Below are 15151 nucleotides of genomic sequence, written 5' to 3'. Positions count from 1 at the left end.
ACACAGATTTTTTGATGGGGTGTTATCACTTTCTGTGTCAATCTGTGATTTTAATCCGTGACAATCTGTGGGAAACTGGGCATTAGAGGTATCCATTGATCTTCCGAATAATGTTCTCTGACAAATCATCTGTATTGAAGTTAACCAAAAGACCAACCTTTACACGTGACAGTCTTAAATATGTCATTATTTGCAAATGGTGAACATTTAGTAAACGCTCCACTGATTTAATTTCAACGATTACCCTTTTCTCTATCAACAAATCTATTCGATAACCAACATCCAATTTTAAATCCTCATAGATTAAAGGAAGTCCAACTTGATGCTCAACCAAAAGCCCAGATTTGATCAATTCATATCCCATCGCCGCCTCATAGCTCGATTCCAATAGCCCCGGGCCGAGGGTATTGTACACTTTAAAAATTGCACCCCGGATTAAAAATGTGATTTCATTCTCGTGCATTGTCTAAATTAAAAAATAGTTCCCACAGATTAGCACAGAAAAGGGCACGGATTAGCACAGATTTTTTGAATTTCTTTATTTTTAGTTCAGATATATTGCCTAATTTCTGTGTTAATCTGTGATTTTAATCCGTGAAAATCTGTGGGAAATTCAAAAAACAAGAAACTTAAACCCTTCAAAAAGCCTTATAATACCATATTTTAACCTCAAATCTCTTTAATCCCATGATCAGAAAAGCAACTGCCGTTTGGAACGGAACCGGAAAAGAAGGCAAAGGCCATTTGACCACAGCAAGCACTGTCTTAAACAAAACACAATACTCTTTCAACACCCGATTTGAAGACGGAGTAGGAACAAATCCCGAAGAACTCATCGCTGCCGCTCATTCTGGCTGCTTTGCGATGAAGCTCAGCTTCAACCTGACCGCTGCCAATTTTCCTCCGAAGGAACTAAACGTAACTTCCAACATCACTTTTGAGGACGGCACGCTGAAGAAATCTCACTTAGTGCTTAAGGCTCAGGTAGAAGGCATCTCCGAAGAAGAATTTGCCAAGCAGGTAAAAGACGCAGAAGAAAACTGCCCGATTTCCAAGGCATTGAATATGGAGATCAGTGTGGAATATACACTGAACGCATAATTACTTTTGGTCTGTGTCTCCACAGACCACGGCGATAGGTGCTGAAGAAAATTGTCCGATATCCAAAGTCTTGAATATGGAAATCAGCGTAGCGTATACGCTTAATTCCTGAAAATTTGCGTTTCGCGGAGACCTGGCTGTCGGTTGTCAGACACAATCTGCTTCCAAAAAATATGATTAAAAGAAGCCATGCTAGTAAATTAGCTTGGCTTCTTTCTTTGAGCATGTTGCAGTTAAAATTTAATCCTTATCGAAACTACTGGAACTCCGGCCATTTGTCTGCTTGAAAACCTCTGTATCTCCATGGGTTTGTAGTCCAGATTTGCAGAAAGTTCTCTCGCTTTTTTGAAACTTTTGCCTGAGGAGGATAAAACAACGATACTTGCGCCAAGAATAAGCGCTCCCCCCACTACTAAATTTCTAATATTATTCATTGGGACATTTCCTTGGGCGGCATGAACGAATATCAATGCTGAACCAACTAACAAGGCCGAACCGATTATCATCTCTAAGTTCCCTTCTCTTTTGTAGTCTTGATATGACTTTTTGGAATTAGTTTCCTGGCCAAAACAAAAATTAATTGTTGCTAAAATCATCAAAATAAGAAATGCTGTTTTCATAAGAATTAAAGTTTGATTGATCTAATTTATTATCAATCAAACTATTGAATATCCAGGAATTGCGAATTTCAGAATTAATAATTGCAGAAATCGCAATTATCCGACCCGATGACCTTCAGACCTATTTTCCCGCTGCTTTTCAGTCAAAAAAGTCCAAGCCACAAATCGACTTTGCTTATTTCCCTGAGCCATATCGATCGTTTTTTGGGAAAAAACCCCAGCTTTTTCAAGTTGATAATAAATTGATTTTAGATTTTCGGACTTCGATACCAAAGTCGTAAACCAACAAACTTGATTCTTGAATCTCATGCTTTCCTCAATCATTTTTCGGATAAACTCCAATTCTCCCCCATCTGTCCACAATTCATCAGCTTGTCCTCCAAAGTTCAATACTGGTTTTGAAGTCAACTTTCCGGTTAGATTTCGGACTTTTCGCCGGCTGACCTCTTGGGCAGCTTGGGCAGATTCGTGAAAAGGAGGATTGCAAATCGTCAGGTCGAAAAATTCCTCAGCAAGGATGACGTTGGAGAAAATTCTGGATGAATCAGGCTGCAAACGGAGTTCAATTTTAGCTTGCAATTTTTGATTCTGCGCGATGATTTTTTGAGCCGATTCCATAGCTACTGGATTCAACTCCGATCCTACAAAACTCCAATCATAAATCGAATTCCCTAAAATAGGATAGATCAAATTTGCCCCGGTTCCTATATCCAAAACCTTGATTTTTGAGCCTGTTGGGATTTTGCCATCCTTGCTTTCTCCAAGCACGTCAGCCAAATAGTGAATGTAATCCGCCCGACCTGGAATCGGAGGACAAAGAAATCCAACAGGAATATCCCAAAACTCGATTTGGTAAAAATACTTTAAAAGAGCGCGATTGAGGGATTTGACGGCTTTCGGGTCGGCAAAATCCAAAGTCAGATTCCCATGCTCGTTTTTGAAAATATGTGCTTTCAGCTCCGGCAAAGAATCTGAAAGCAACTCCAAATCGTAGCGCCCTTGATGGAGATTTCGGGGGTGAAGACTTGGCTGTGGAGTTTGCTTCTTCATGTAGACAAAACTACCCTTTTCACCTTAATCCACCTCAAAACTCAGCTTCATCGTGATGGAAGCCGTTTTGTTTTTTGCCGAGGTATTGAATGTGCCTCCCCAGGAGTAGTCTTCACCTGAGTTTTGGCCGGTGATCTGGAAAATCCCCATGTTGGCAGTGACGAGATCTCCCAAGCTGGAATTTGAGTTTTCAGCGATTCGCTCGGCCCGGATTCTACCGTCCTCTGTCGCCTTGGCGATCATTTCCAGTTTCAGAGATTCCAGTTGGGTATAGTAATACCGGGGTGGCTGAGAATAGAATGTGATCCCCTGATTGAGCAATTCGGTGATTTCACGGCTGATTTTCTCCACTTTTTCCACCTCCTTGGATTCGATGACCAAGGACTGGTTTAACTGATATCCCTGAAAAGTCTGTCCGGCGTAGTTTCCGTTTGCAGTATAATTTTGTTGGTAAATGGGATTAGTACTGACTGCATTGAACACCAATTGCTCGAAGGGAATACCCTTTGATTTGAGGTAATTGGTGACGGCCGTTCGATCACTTTCCAAGCTTGCATAAGCAGCTTTTAGATCCTTGCTTTCCCGGGAGAAATTTCCCTCCCAAACCACCAGATCCGAAGTAAAATTCTGCTCCCCCAAACCCGTCACGTGGATCATTCCCTGTGGACGGTTTCGGTTGATGACCGCATTGGCAAATACAAAAGCGGCGATGATGATTGCAATTGCAAAAATCAGTGAAGAGAGGTTTTTTCGCATGGCGATTTAGAAAAGTGATTGATGAATTTACCAGATATTCTTTCAAATTCATAGGCAAAAAACCCGCCGAGTATGCGGGTTTTAACTTTAATTAAAAATTAGTTTTAATTCTGATAACTCCCTTCCAATTCGATTGATGCCGGCAAGGATCCGCTGTGATTGGTTTATCGAAGGCTTTTTTTTTCCACTCACATACTGAGAAAGCAAAGAGGGATTCATTCCGATTTTTTCAGCTAGAACTTTTTTCAAAATACCCGATTTCGAAATTCCTGTTTTTTAGGATTTTCAAGGTCAATTAAATACCCATTGACGACACCATATTTTAGCACTCCATCTTTGGCCAAAAAGAAATTGGGAACGGAACCGGTGGTCCAACCGCCTGTGAATTTTTCTGTGGTCTTCAGCACCAGTATTGGAAGTCTATGTACTTGTCTAGCCTCTCCGTTTTTTACTTTCACAGCCATAAAGCCCTGACGAAGTAAATCCATCGCTTCAGCTTCGGAAATTTTGTCGACACTTTCGAAAGCTGTAGGGTAAACTTTCCCCTCAGTATAGTGAAGTCCTGTGGCATCCAAGGTCTCAAAACCATAGAAAATCTGCATATCTCCCAAGTCCTCCACTGATCCAGTCATAAAATATCCGGAAGCATTCTCTGACTCTCTTCTTCGGATGGCCAGATCGAGGGGATACAGTTTGTCCCTCACGTTGACTTGCATTTCATTGATGATCAGATCCATGAGTTGAAATCCATTATCAGGAATCGCGAAATACTGGGCAGTGGTGTATTGCTCATAGCCTTTGGTGGCGATTTGATGCAGTGCATTGAGGATTATCATAAAGTTCAGCTTGCGGATGTATTGCTTCTCCGGATCACCAGGATACCCTCCAGATTCGATCAAAATCGTACTGGTACCCCACTTTTGGATATTGTCTCCAAAGGCACGTGGTTCGAAAGCGTCATCATACTTTCCAACCTGCCCGGGAATCAGATTTTGCAGAATGTCATTCATCCCCGCAATGGTCTTCATTGCATTTCCGCGGACATCATTGATTTCGGTCTCATAATTATAGGCTGGAGCCAAAAGGGAAATTGTTGCTTGCTTTGGCGTATTGACCACATTATAATAGATCTGCTGATCATGGAGATTGAACCCAAACTCAGGTTCGAAGTCATCTCTGGCTTTTTTGAGAATCACTGCCTCCGGTGAAATTTGCGAAATCGCATCGCGATTTAAGTCAATGTCCAAACCATTTCTCCGCTTAAATGCATCCGCTCCGTCAGGATTAAGCATGGGGATAAACTTTAGAGTGAGGCTGGATTTTAGGGTTTTTCTCAATTCCTCATGCTCATCGTCTGAAGCTTCCAAGAAATTGAACAGGTCAAAAAGGGCCATTGTTGCCGTACTTTCATTGCCGTGCATCTGAGACCAAAGCATCACCTTGGTTTGGCCTTTGCCCCAAATCATGCTGGAGATGCTTTTGCCTTCTACGGATTCGCCTAATTTTTCGATCTGAAAAGCTGCAGAATGCTTTTGGATCAAAGGCTGAAGATCGGCATGCTTAAATCGACGGTGTGTGATCGTGGGTTCTTTGTAGCTTTCAAAAGCGGCTTCCAAGCGGTCAGAGGGAATTTTTTCGTAAGCTATCTGAGCTTGAATTTTACAGCTCGTGGCAAAAAGCAGAAAACAAAGGAGGTACAATTGTATCGAATTCTTCATAGAATTGGCATTTGAATCACTGAATCTAAAACTAGCTAATCGAGTGAAATAAATTCATCTATTTTTGTCCAAGCTCATAAAATCCTCCCATGAACCTCAGCTACCAAGTCATTGACCTTCCTCTAAAACACACCTTTACAATTGCCCACCAAAGCCGGGATATTCAAGATACTTTGATCGTAAAGCTGGAGGAAAACGGCATTTACGGCTTGGGTGAATCCACTACCAATCCATTCTACGGAATGACAATTGAGAATATGGTTCCGCTTTTGGAGGCTTTTCGGCATGTAATTGAAGGCGAGGGTTGGGAAACACCTGAGCAACTTTGGGAATTGGGCCGGGAAGTATTCAATGAAAACCCATTTGCGCAATGTGCACTCGATATGGCGGCTTGGGATCTTTTCACCAAAAAGAAGGGCCAAAAACTCTATGAATACCTAGGCTTAAATCCTGCTACGATTCCCACTACCAACTTCACCATTGGAATTGATACGGTCGAAAAGATGGTGTCCAAAATGAAAGAAGTGGATTGGCCGATCTACAAGATCAAGCTGGGGACTGAAAATGATCTGGAAATCGTCAGCGCATTGAGAAAGCATACTGATGCAATTTTCCGAATCGATGCCAACTGTGCTTGGACGGCTGAGCAAGCCATTCGAAATTCTGAAGAATTGGCTAAGCTCGGCGTGGAATTTATGGAGCAACCGTTGGGAAAAGACGACTTGGAAGGAATGAAGGAAGTTTTCAAACACTCAAAACTTCCTGTGATGGCTGATGAAAGCTGTATCGTAGAATCAGACGTCAAAAAATGTCACGGCTTATTCCATGCCATCAATGTCAAACTCGTCAAAGCAGGAGGCATAACTCCGGGACTGCGAATGATCCATGAAGCCAAATCGCTGGGTATGAAAACGATGGTAGGCTGCATGACAGAATCCTCTGTTGGAATCACCGCCATTGCCCATATTGCCCCGCTTTTGGACTATGTAGATATGGATGGAGCGATGCTACTGACCAAAGATCCAGCAAGAGGGGTGAGGATTTCACCAGAGAAGGTTACTTTCCCGGACGGCCCTGGTATCGGGGCGGAGTTGGTTTAGGGGTTTCGGAGGTAAGGAAGTTGGGAGGTCAAGGGGAGTTAGAAAGTCGGAGATTTGTCTTTCTCAAAAATCTGTGTTGATCTGTGTCTTTTTCTCCGGAAACCTGCGGGAAAAAATAAAAACCCCGGAGCATCTCTACCCCGGGATTTCAAAATCTTGATACTTATGTCTAGCTACTAGCTTCTCCAATTATCCTTCCCCCACAATCATCTTAAATCCTTCTCCGTGAATGGTAATGATCTGGACTTTTGGATCGTCTTTGAGGATTTTGCGGATTTTGCTCAGGTACACATCCATGGAGCGGGCATTGAAGTAGCTGTCATCTCCCCAGATCTGCTTGAGCGCATGACTTCTGTTGACCAACTTATTGATCTCTGAAGCAAGGAGTCGGATCAACTCGTTTTCCTTAGAAGTCAGCTTGTGCCTTCCCTCAGGGCCTTCGATAAACTGCTCATCGTAATGCAGGACAAAATCACCAAACGTATAGGTTTTCAACGCTGAGATTTCGGTTGACTTTTGAGTTCTGCGAAGGATAGCTGTTATCCTCAAGAGCAATTCTTCCATAGAGAATGGCTTCGTAAGGTAATCATCCGCTCCGATTTTCAGGCCTTCGATAATGTCATCTTTTTGATTTTTGGCGGTCAGAAAAAGTATTGGAAGGTTTTCCTGCACTTTCTTGATTTCCTTGGCTAGCGTAAATCCGTCCTTCTTTGGCATCATAATATCCAAAAGACATAGATCGTATTTGTCTTTCTTGAATTTATTCCAGCCTTCCTCCCCATCTCTGCAAAGTGTGGGCTCATAGCCTTTCATTTCCAGATACTCCTTTAAGATATCTCCCAAGTTTGGATCATCTTCTACGACTAATAGTTTGGCCTTGCTCATTGTTTTTTGGGTAGGTTAATGGTGAAGATACTTCCTTTTCCGGTTTCTGATTGCACTTGAATTTCGCCTTTATGGGCTTCCAGCATAGTTTTGACATAAGAAAGCCCGAGTCCGAAGCCTTTTACGTCGTGTACGTTACCGGTTGGTACCCGATAGAATTTATCAAAAATCTTTTTCTGGGCATCTTTATTCATCCCGATCCCTTTATCCTCGATGCAAATAAAAACCCGATCTGCTTCTTCCCAAGCTTCCACCCGTATGACCGGATTTTCTTTGGAATATTTGTTGGCGTTGTCCAGTAAGTTATTGATCAGGTGGGTAAGGTGAAAGGCATCTCCTTCAATTTCGGGATCTCTGAGTTTGTTGACAAAGTTTATTTTCCCGCCGCGTTTCTCCACCTGAAGACTGATTTGATCTACATTGCTCTCCAGCAAATCAGTCAAATTGATTGTTTCGATTTTGAGTTGGAAATCCTTTTTTTCCAGCGCGGCTGCTTGCAGTACTTTTTCAACTTGGGTTACCAAGCGCTTATTTTCGTCTTTGATGATTCCAAGGTATCGGGTTCGGAATTTATCATGATTGGACAGCTCAGGGTCCTGAAGAGCTTCCACGGCAAGACTCACCGTAGCCAGTGGAGTCTTAAATTCGTGGGTCATGTTATTTATAAAATCGTTTTTGATTTTGGAAAGCTCCTTCTGTCGGATGATGACTTTGATCGCGTAGACGAAGCAAAAAATGATCACGAAGATGAAAACGACGGAGCTGAAGATCGGAAGCCAGACTTGCCGGATCACGTGATTATTTTTCTCAGGGAAAAAGATGAACAGAAAGTTATCCTTGCCTAGAATATCATTAGGGAAAAGCTTGGCTTGGACTCCATGATTTTTTAATCTCAAGGGGTCAGCTACTTGGCCAATGGGCACCATTTCTGCCTTATCATTAAGCAATGCCAACTCAAAATCCTCGGAAATTCCTTTTTCGACCAAGCGCTGCTTAAGCATTAGCCTGACTTTTCCAGTATCTAAGCGGTCTAAAATAGCGCGCTGCCCCTCTGCCCACTCAGCTATAGCCTGATTAATTAAGTCAATTTTGATATTCGTCTTTACGATCTTGTCGATCGCATCATCAGAAAGAATGATCTCTGTTTCAAAGGAAGATATGATTGGCTTATTTTGCCTTCTCTGTCGAAGGAAACCTTGACTTTTACTCAGGAAATCTAACTGCCGCTCTTTTTCCTGAAGCAAAATTTGCATTTCGTCAGGAGTGAACATCCTCGAGGCAATCTCAGGAGTCAAGTAGGTGAAGAAATTTTCCAATTCAGAAACTACAGAAATATCCACTCCACGAGAAAGCAACATACGACGAAACGTCTCACTCACCTGAGGCGCGGGTAAGGAAAGCATGGTGTCTACGACTGATGGGCGGCTATATCGAGGGGAGGTTTGGATTTGAAGCTCAATAGGATCGATTTTTTTGAATATAGTCTCCTGAAGCGCTGAATCCTGAATAAGTTGGCTAAGCAGGACATCACTCGTTTCACCTTTTTCCAACTCATTGATTGTACTGGAAAGTACCTGAAGCACATTTTGATCGAATCTTTCCTGATTAATCCTTACAGCATTTCTGACCCAATAGTATTGAAAGCCCATCAAGCCAAAGCTTGCCAGCGACATCAAAACTACAATAAGGGTGATATTACCTTTGGACATCACACAAATTTAAAGTGATTCGCAAGTGAGGCGCAGCTGTTAACATGTTTTAACTGAGCTGTTTTTTTTCAAATTTCTTTATTTTGAACAATGGAAGTAATCTTGCCGTTCTCACTTCATTAGTTTCTTAATTACATTAAATCCAAAAAAAGGGAAGGTACTAGCCTTCCTTTTTTTTATGAATAGGTAACTTGCAGCCTCAAATCTTTAAACCTTTTCCAAGTGCCTAATCCTACGCATATCCAAGGAGTATCCATCGCCGCTCTGGCTGATGAATTTGGAACCCCTCTTTACATTTATGATGGTGAAAAAATCACTCAACAGGTAAAAACTCTCCAAGAAGCTTTTGGAGGCGTGCCTTTGAAAATCAAGTATGCCACCAAGGCACTTTCCAACATCAATATCTTAAAACTGATACGGAAAGCAGGCGCGGGTGTGGATGCGGTATCCATTGAGGAAGTAAGGTTGGGAATGATGGCCGGACACCAAACAGATGAAATCATGTACACCCCAAGTGGCGTTGGTTTTGAGGAAATTCGGGAAGCTGTCAACTTGGGAATCATGATCAATCTGGACAGTCTTCCTTTGATGGAAGAGTTTGGGGAGGTCTATGGAGGATCGATCCCTGCCTGTATCCGCATCAATCCGCACATCATGGCCGGAGGAAACCTCAAAATTTCAACTGGGCACAAGGAAAGTAAATTTGGTATTTCCATCGAACAACTCCCTCAAATCCTGGATACGGTAGCCAAATACAAGCTTAATATCGTAGGACTTCACATTCATACGGGCTCAGATATCTTAGATGCGGAAGTATTCTTGAAGGGGGGAAATGTTCTTTTTGAAGCTGCGATTCAGTTTCCTGAGCTTAAATTCCTTGATTTCGGGGGAGGGTTTAAAGTAGCTTACAAGCCGAATGATATTGCTACAGATATAGTGGAAGTGGGCAGCAAAGTGTCCATAGCCTTTCAGGATTTTTGCAAACGCTATGGGAAACAACTTGAGCTTTGGTTGGAACCGGGAAAATTTTTGGTCAGTGAGGCTGGATATCTTTTGGTAAAGGCTAACGTGGTCAAAGAATCCCCGAGCGTAACTTTTGTGGGTGTAAATTCTGGATTGAATCATCTCATTCGGCCCATGATGTATGATGCATACCATGGCGTATACAACCTGAGCAATCCAGATGGGAAAAAAGCGAAATACAACGTCGTGGGATACATTTGTGAGACCGACACGATTGCTTCACATCGTGAACTGACTGAAGTAAGGGCAGGAGACCTTCTGGTCATCAAAAATGCCGGGGCTTACGGTTACAGTATGGCTTCCAATTACAACTCAAGAATGAGACCCGCGGAAGTGCTGGTTTTGGACGGAAAGGCATTCCAAATTAGAAAACGGGAAAATTTTGAGGACCTGGTTCGCAATCAGGAAATTATTGATTTTTAACTCAAAGGCGCTCGACAAAGCGCCTTTGGTATAATTATTGACAAACTGTGCATGTCAAGAAGCGAAAAGTACTTTTGATTCGTTTCAAGATAAGGTTTGAAACCCAAAGATTGCTCACCTCAATCCTAAGCCCTAGTAGTTTCAATGTCTTATTTGATAAAATCTAATCACGGATAAAGTATTGGTTATAACTTTGTTCCGCGAGAGAGGATAGTTTATGTTGCGGAAATTTATTTTAGGGATATGGCTTGTATTGTTTGGGCTCTTGGGTGTTTTCCCCCTGAGTGCGCAAGACGTGCAATATTCCCAATTCTACGCCGCACCCCTTTACCTCAATCCTGCCCTGACCGGCGCCTCCGAGCTCACCCGCGTTGGGGTAAACTATCGAAATCAATGGCCTGGCTTGGACCATAGTTTCAATTCCTATTCAGCCTATATTGATCATTATATTTTTGACTACAACAGTGGCATTGGCTTAATTTTCAATGGAAATCAGGAAACTCTTGCCAATCTTTCTACCAATGAGATTGGATTAAGCTATTCCTACAGACTCAAATTGACCGAGAAGTTTTTTTTCAGGCTTGGAGCGCAGGCTAGCTACATGCAGCGAGATGCCTTTTTCTCAGATTTGGTGTTTGGTTCGATGATTGATATTGTCAACGGTACCGTAGGCGGCATTACCGATGAGCTAAATGGCGTTCCTTTAGACAGTCGCCATTCCTTTGTTGATTATGCTGTGGGAGGAATGTTTTACAATGACAAATTTTGGCTGGGCGCATCCGCCCATCATCTGAGCGAGCCCAATATTTCTTTTGTCAACGACCAATCCAGCGTACTCCCGATGAAATTATCGCTTCAGGGAGGATACAAAATAAATCTTGCTCCCGGAGGAAGGGACTACTTTACGCACATCTACCAGGAAAGATCGCTCTCATTTGCTTTTAATTACAAAGAGCAAGATCCTTTTAGCCAACTGGATGTGGGGGCTCAACTGTTTTTACACCCGCTAGTCTTAGGCTTATGGTATCGGGGACTTCCTACCAAAAACAGTCTTCCAAACAATGAAGCATTCATTGGACTGGTAGGCGTTGCTTTAGAAACCGGTCTGGACATAGGCTATTCTTTTGATATGACTACGTCCAAACTTGGACTGAGAAATAGTGGAGGAGCGCATGAAATTTCGGTTAGATATACTTTTTTATGGGGTGATGCTAAATCCCGAGGTCAAAGATCACGCGTAATACCTTGCTTCAGGTACTGATTTTCAGAGGAAAAATCAGTTTAACGTAAAAAATTCGAAAAAATTTTGATTTTTTTTCAAAGGCCTTTCTAGCAGGTCTTTTTTCATTTCACATCCTGAAAAAAGTATCACCACAACAGTTTTTTTAATTATGATACATTTTAAAGAAAAATTATACTTTTCTAAGCCTAGCATTTCATTTACATCGTAGTTCACCCTGCTTGGAAAATAGAATTTTTAGGTTCTAATTTCATGAAATCAGCAATTCTAAAGAATATCATTTTGTTGTATGTGACTTACAAAAAATATTATTCTTAAAAATGAAATACACAAAAGGGTTTTTGTAAGACAAAAATCTACTGCTGAAAGAGTTGAATACTGTGATGAAGTGCAAAAATGAAAGGTTTAAATAAAATGTCCGGCGCAAAGATTCTCCTACTGATCCTCAGTATGGCAATCAATTATTCTGCCCGGGCCCAATTTGCCTTTAATATCCCCAGTCGTGAAAACCAGCGAATTGAAACATATCAGACAATTCAAGTCGCAGTAAGCGGAAAACTCGCACTCTGTTCTCACAGTGAAAAAGGAAGCATTATCCTTGACGTAACAGGAGGAGTTCCTCCATATAAATTCAGATGGAACACGAACGAGACCAGCCAAAACCGTACCAATTTAAATGCCGGTACCTACACGGTCAAAATCACCGACGCACTAGGAACAGAGCATATCGAACGAATAATTGTTCAACCGCCATTTCCTTTAATCCTCAATCCTGTCACAAAAAGAGATGCAAGCTGCGGCTCCGGAAATGATGGATTCGCTAAAATCAGCGTAAAAATCGGTAGAAATGATTACGAGGCTGACAGCCCTCCTTATAAGATAACCTGGAGCAATGGCCTCAAAGATGTTTGGGAAGCCGATAATTTAGCCCCGGGGACCTATACAGTAGTAGTTGCTGACAAATACAATTGCGACGTAAGCATTTCATTTGATATAAAAGCTGCTGCTGAAGGAATTAATGTTTCGGCTGCTTCCCAAGATCCAACCTGTCAAATAGCTAATTCTGGAAAAATTCAATTAACTGTAACTGGGGGTCAGGCTCCATATACTTATGCATGGAGCAATGGGGCCAACTCCAAAGATCTCTCCAATATCGCTGCCGGGACGTATCAGGTTACTGTAAAAGATAACAAAGGCTGTTCTTTCCAAGCTTCCTACACATTGAGCTCACCGGCTTCTTTCACCTTGGATTCAAGAATCCTTGATCCTACCTGTAAGGATTCAGACACCGGTGAGATTGAAATCCTTCCAAAAGGCGGAAAGGCTCCATTTTCATTTCTATGGAGCAATGGAAAAACCTCAGCAAGAGTAACTGACTTAAAAGAAGGCAACTATTCTGTGAAAGTAACAGATGCCCTTGGCTGCACTGTTGAAAAGCAATTTTCCTTAACCAATCAGTCAAGCCTGACCTTAGAGGTGTTGGAAAACCGTCCGGTTTCCTGTTCCGGCCAAGCCGATGGAGGCATATCCCTAAAAATCACAGGACAAAAAGGAACCATAAAATTATCCTGGTCAGACGGGGCAAAAGACTTACTTCAGAGAAAAGACCTGAAAGCGGGAACCTATACGGTGACCGCCACTGATGAAAGCGGATGCTCAGCTTCCCTCACTGTCACCGTGGTAGAAACCACAAAAATCCAGGCCCGTATCGAAACTGCCCTAGATATAGACTGTTCAAATGGAAAAGCAACCGGAGTGGCTTGGGTCTCAATTCAGGGAGGCAAAGAGCCCTATACCATCAAATGGAGCAGTAGCAATTCAAATACCCGAGAGATCAACTTCAGCTCTTCCGGAGTCCTTAAGGTAACAGTAACTGACGCACTTGGCTGTAGTGTAGAAGCTGAGTCAAAAGTGGATTTTCCAAATCAAAATTCACAGGGATCAAGACTTGACTTCCAATATCGAAAGCTGGTCTTCACCTCTGAACCGGAAGTAATGATCGAGGAGGAAATCCTGTTTGAAAGTGAAATTGCCCCGGAATTCATCGCTTGGGAATGGGAGTTTGGAGACGGGAAAAAATCCTCTGAAAAAGATCCTATCCACATTTTCTCAAAGTCCGGAGAATATGAAGTCAAACTAACCGGATACGACATTTTTGGCTGTTCTACTGTCGAAACAAACAAAGTCCAAGTCACTTCTCCAACTGAAATGATCGTAATCCCAAACGCCTTCACTCCCAATGGAGATGGGCTTAATGATACGTTTTTCCCTAAACTGAGAGCTGTCACCTCATTCCAATTGGAAGTCTTCAACACCTGGGGAGAAAAGCTCTTTATCACCAACAGCCTGGAAAGCAAAGGTTGGGACGGGACCTACAAAGGTCAGCTGACTCCCGCCGGCAATTACATTTATCGAATCACCTTCACCACCATGAACGGACAAATGGTCAATCGTTCCGGTGGTATCACCCTTATCAGATAGCATATGAGAACATCATTTACGCTTATCACCCTCGTGTTCTTCACTATGTGTTGTACATCCCTCTGCCTTAAGGCTCAAGATGTTCAATACTCACAGTTTTACGCGAACCCGCTTTATCTTAATCCGGCTATGACCGGAGCAAGCGAGATGACCCGAATCGGAGTGAATTACCGAAATCAATGGCCGGGACTAGATCAGTCTTTTACTTCTTATTCCGCACACATTGACCACTACCTGTTCAATGCCAACAGTGGAATTGGAGTGATATTCAATCGCTCAGAGCAAAGCATGGCTAACCTCAGCGTGTCGGAGATCGGCGCTACCTATTCTTACAGAGCTCGTTTGGGGTTCCGTTCCTTCCTTAGATTTGGAGGTCAGGTGAGTTATATTGATCGTGATGCCTATTTTGGCAATTTGGTCTTCGGCAGTCAAATCAATGATCAGACTGGAGCAGTGGGAGACTTTTCGGGCGAAAACCTCGGACCTGATTCAAGACATCAATTTGTGGATTACAGTCTCGGAATGATGTTCAACAATGAAAAGGCTTGGTTTGGTGTCGCTACACATCACATTACCCAACCCAACATTTCATTCCTCAATGATCAGGAAAGTCGATTACCCGTAAAATTCTCGGCTCATGGCGGATACAGAATTGACCTTTCTGGAGGCTCATCGCGCACTTTCATGAATGACCGAAGCGGAACCAAAGATTTGACTTTGGCTTTCAACTACAAAAACCAGGGTCCATTCTCCCAGTTGGATATGGGGGCTCAGGTTAATCTGCAGCCAATGGTTTTGGGAATATGGTATCGTGGAATTCCTGTTTCGGAAATAACTCAGACTAACCATGAATCGGTCATTGCCCTAGTAGGTATTTCTCTCGGAAACGGAATTGATGTAGGATACAGTCATGATTTCACCATTTCATCTTTGGGGAATGCCAATACAGGTGGTGCCAATGAAATATCCATCAGGTATAGCTTCTTAGCCGGTTCGGCAAAAGGAGCCGGAAGAAAATCCTCCATGCCTTGCTTTAAATATTAAT

14 protein-coding genes are annotated in these 15151 nt (G+C 42.5%); 6 read left to right on the top strand and 8 right to left on the bottom strand.

The features are described from left to right. Positions 1 to 82 precede the first annotated feature (82 nt). Positions 83 to 463 (bottom strand): GxxExxY protein, encoded by a 381-nt coding sequence (locus tag Q8M62_RS19690; protein WP_304900414.1) that lies wholly within the window; start codon positions 461 to 463, stop codon positions 83 to 85. 224 nt (positions 464 to 687) lie between these two features. Between Q8M62_RS19690 and Q8M62_RS19685 the strand changes: the two genes are divergently transcribed. Next, on the top strand, positions 688 to 1101 hold the full coding sequence (locus Q8M62_RS19685) for an OsmC family protein (protein WP_304900413.1): 414 nt from the start codon (positions 688 to 690) through the stop codon (positions 1099 to 1101). Between the two features lie 233 nt (positions 1102 to 1334). Here the strand turns inward: Q8M62_RS19685 and Q8M62_RS19680 are convergent, their stop codons facing one another. From Q8M62_RS19680 to Q8M62_RS19665, 5 genes are all read right to left on the bottom strand, one after another. After that, positions 1335 to 1721, bottom strand: a complete 387-nt coding sequence (locus Q8M62_RS19680) for a hypothetical protein (RefSeq protein ID WP_304900412.1) — start codon at positions 1719 to 1721, stop codon at positions 1335 to 1337. Positions 1722 to 1817: 96 nt separating this feature from the next. After that, positions 1818 to 2771, bottom strand: coding sequence for a 23S rRNA (adenine(1618)-N(6))-methyltransferase RlmF (rlmF, locus tag Q8M62_RS19675; protein WP_304900411.1), 954 nt, complete (start codon positions 2769 to 2771; stop codon positions 1818 to 1820). Positions 2772 to 2795: 24 nt separating this feature from the next. Beyond that, complete coding sequence (locus tag Q8M62_RS19670) at positions 2796 to 3527, bottom strand: SIMPL domain-containing protein (protein WP_304900410.1); 732 nt, start codon at positions 3525 to 3527, stop codon at positions 2796 to 2798. Between the two features lie 87 nt (positions 3528 to 3614). After that, a complete protein-coding gene (locus tag Q8M62_RS21600) occupies positions 3615 to 3746 on the bottom strand; it encodes a hypothetical protein (RefSeq protein WP_370690542.1) in 132 nt (43 codons plus the stop codon). A 26-nt stretch (positions 3747 to 3772) separates the two neighbouring features. After that, positions 3773 to 5245 carry a M14 family zinc carboxypeptidase gene (locus Q8M62_RS19665; RefSeq protein WP_304900409.1) on the bottom strand — a complete coding sequence of 491 codons (1473 nt, stop codon included), beginning with the start codon at positions 5243 to 5245 and terminating at the stop codon, positions 3773 to 3775. Positions 5246 to 5334: 89 nt separating this feature from the next. Here Q8M62_RS19665 and Q8M62_RS19660 point away from each other — a divergent pair, with 89 nt between their 5' ends. Further along, a complete protein-coding gene (locus Q8M62_RS19660; protein WP_304900408.1) occupies positions 5335 to 6345 on the top strand; it encodes a dipeptide epimerase in 1011 nt (336 codons plus the stop codon). A gap of 189 nt (positions 6346 to 6534) precedes the next feature. Here Q8M62_RS19660 and Q8M62_RS19655 read toward each other — a convergent pair whose 3' ends face one another. Both Q8M62_RS19655 and Q8M62_RS19650 read right to left on the bottom strand, forming a co-directional pair. Beyond that, a complete protein-coding gene (locus Q8M62_RS19655) occupies positions 6535 to 7230 on the bottom strand; it encodes a response regulator transcription factor (protein ID WP_304900407.1) in 696 nt (231 codons plus the stop codon). Further along, positions 7227 to 8939 (bottom strand): HAMP domain-containing sensor histidine kinase, encoded by a 1713-nt coding sequence (locus Q8M62_RS19650; protein WP_304900406.1) that lies wholly within the window; start codon positions 8937 to 8939, stop codon positions 7227 to 7229. Before Q8M62_RS19650 ends, Q8M62_RS19655 begins: the two co-directional genes overlap by 4 nt. A gap of 222 nt (positions 8940 to 9161) precedes the next feature. Between Q8M62_RS19650 and lysA the strand changes: the two genes are divergently transcribed. The 4 genes from lysA (at position 9162) to Q8M62_RS19630 (ending at position 15150) form a co-directional block, all read left to right on the top strand. Beyond that, on the top strand, positions 9162 to 10385 hold the full coding sequence (gene lysA, locus Q8M62_RS19645; RefSeq protein ID WP_304900405.1) for a diaminopimelate decarboxylase: 1224 nt from the start codon (positions 9162 to 9164) through the stop codon (positions 10383 to 10385). A 217-nt stretch (positions 10386 to 10602) separates the two neighbouring features. Then, positions 10603 to 11646, top strand: a complete 1044-nt coding sequence (locus tag Q8M62_RS19640) for a type IX secretion system membrane protein PorP/SprF (RefSeq protein ID WP_304900404.1) — start codon at positions 10603 to 10605, stop codon at positions 11644 to 11646. Positions 11647 to 12039: 393 nt separating this feature from the next. Next, complete coding sequence (locus tag Q8M62_RS19635) at positions 12040 to 14106, top strand: gliding motility-associated C-terminal domain-containing protein (protein WP_304900403.1); 2067 nt, start codon at positions 12040 to 12042, stop codon at positions 14104 to 14106. Between the two features lie 3 nt (positions 14107 to 14109). After that, complete coding sequence (locus tag Q8M62_RS19630) at positions 14110 to 15150, top strand: type IX secretion system membrane protein PorP/SprF (RefSeq protein ID WP_304900402.1); 1041 nt, start codon at positions 14110 to 14112, stop codon at positions 15148 to 15150. Position 15151 lies beyond the last annotated feature (1 nt).

Source organism: Algoriphagus sp. (assembly GCF_030694375.1).
Lineage (GTDB): Bacteria > Bacteroidota > Bacteroidia > Cytophagales > Cyclobacteriaceae > Algoriphagus.
The sequence above is the reverse complement of the archived record's forward strand: the minus strand, read 5'-3'. Positions and strand labels throughout refer to the sequence as shown.

Bases quoted from the DNA above. Each gene is read 5' to 3' on its own strand.
- Q8M62_RS19690 (WP_304900414.1), bottom strand. From the start codon at position 463: ATGCACGAGAATGAAATCACATTTTTAATCCGGGGTGCAATTTTTAAA.
- Q8M62_RS19685 (WP_304900413.1), top strand. From the start codon at position 688: ATGATCAGAAAAGCAACTGCCGTTTGGAACGGAACCGGAAAAGAAGGC.
- Q8M62_RS19680 (WP_304900412.1), bottom strand. From the start codon at position 1,721: ATGAAAACAGCATTTCTTATTTTGATGATTTTAGCAACAATTAATTTT.
- rlmF (WP_304900411.1), bottom strand. From the start codon at position 2,771: ATGAAGAAGCAAACTCCACAGCCAAGTCTTCACCCCCGAAATCTCCAT.
- Q8M62_RS19670 (WP_304900410.1), bottom strand. From the start codon at position 3,527: ATGCGAAAAAACCTCTCTTCACTGATTTTTGCAATTGCAATCATCATC.
- Q8M62_RS21600 (WP_370690542.1), bottom strand. From the start codon at position 3,746: ATGAATCCCTCTTTGCTTTCTCAGTATGTGAGTGGAAAAAAAAAGCCT.
- Q8M62_RS19665 (WP_304900409.1), bottom strand. From the start codon at position 5,245: ATGAAGAATTCGATACAATTGTACCTCCTTTGTTTTCTGCTTTTTGCC.
- Q8M62_RS19660 (WP_304900408.1), top strand. From the start codon at position 5,335: ATGAACCTCAGCTACCAAGTCATTGACCTTCCTCTAAAACACACCTTT.
- Q8M62_RS19655 (WP_304900407.1), bottom strand. From the start codon at position 7,230: ATGAGCAAGGCCAAACTATTAGTCGTAGAAGATGATCCAAACTTGGGA.
- Q8M62_RS19650 (WP_304900406.1), bottom strand. From the start codon at position 8,939: ATGTCCAAAGGTAATATCACCCTTATTGTAGTTTTGATGTCGCTGGCA.
- Q8M62_RS19640 (WP_304900404.1), top strand. From the start codon at position 10,603: ATGTTGCGGAAATTTATTTTAGGGATATGGCTTGTATTGTTTGGGCTC.
- Q8M62_RS19635 (WP_304900403.1), top strand. From the start codon at position 12,040: ATGTCCGGCGCAAAGATTCTCCTACTGATCCTCAGTATGGCAATCAAT.
- Q8M62_RS19630 (WP_304900402.1), top strand. From the start codon at position 14,110: ATGAGAACATCATTTACGCTTATCACCCTCGTGTTCTTCACTATGTGT.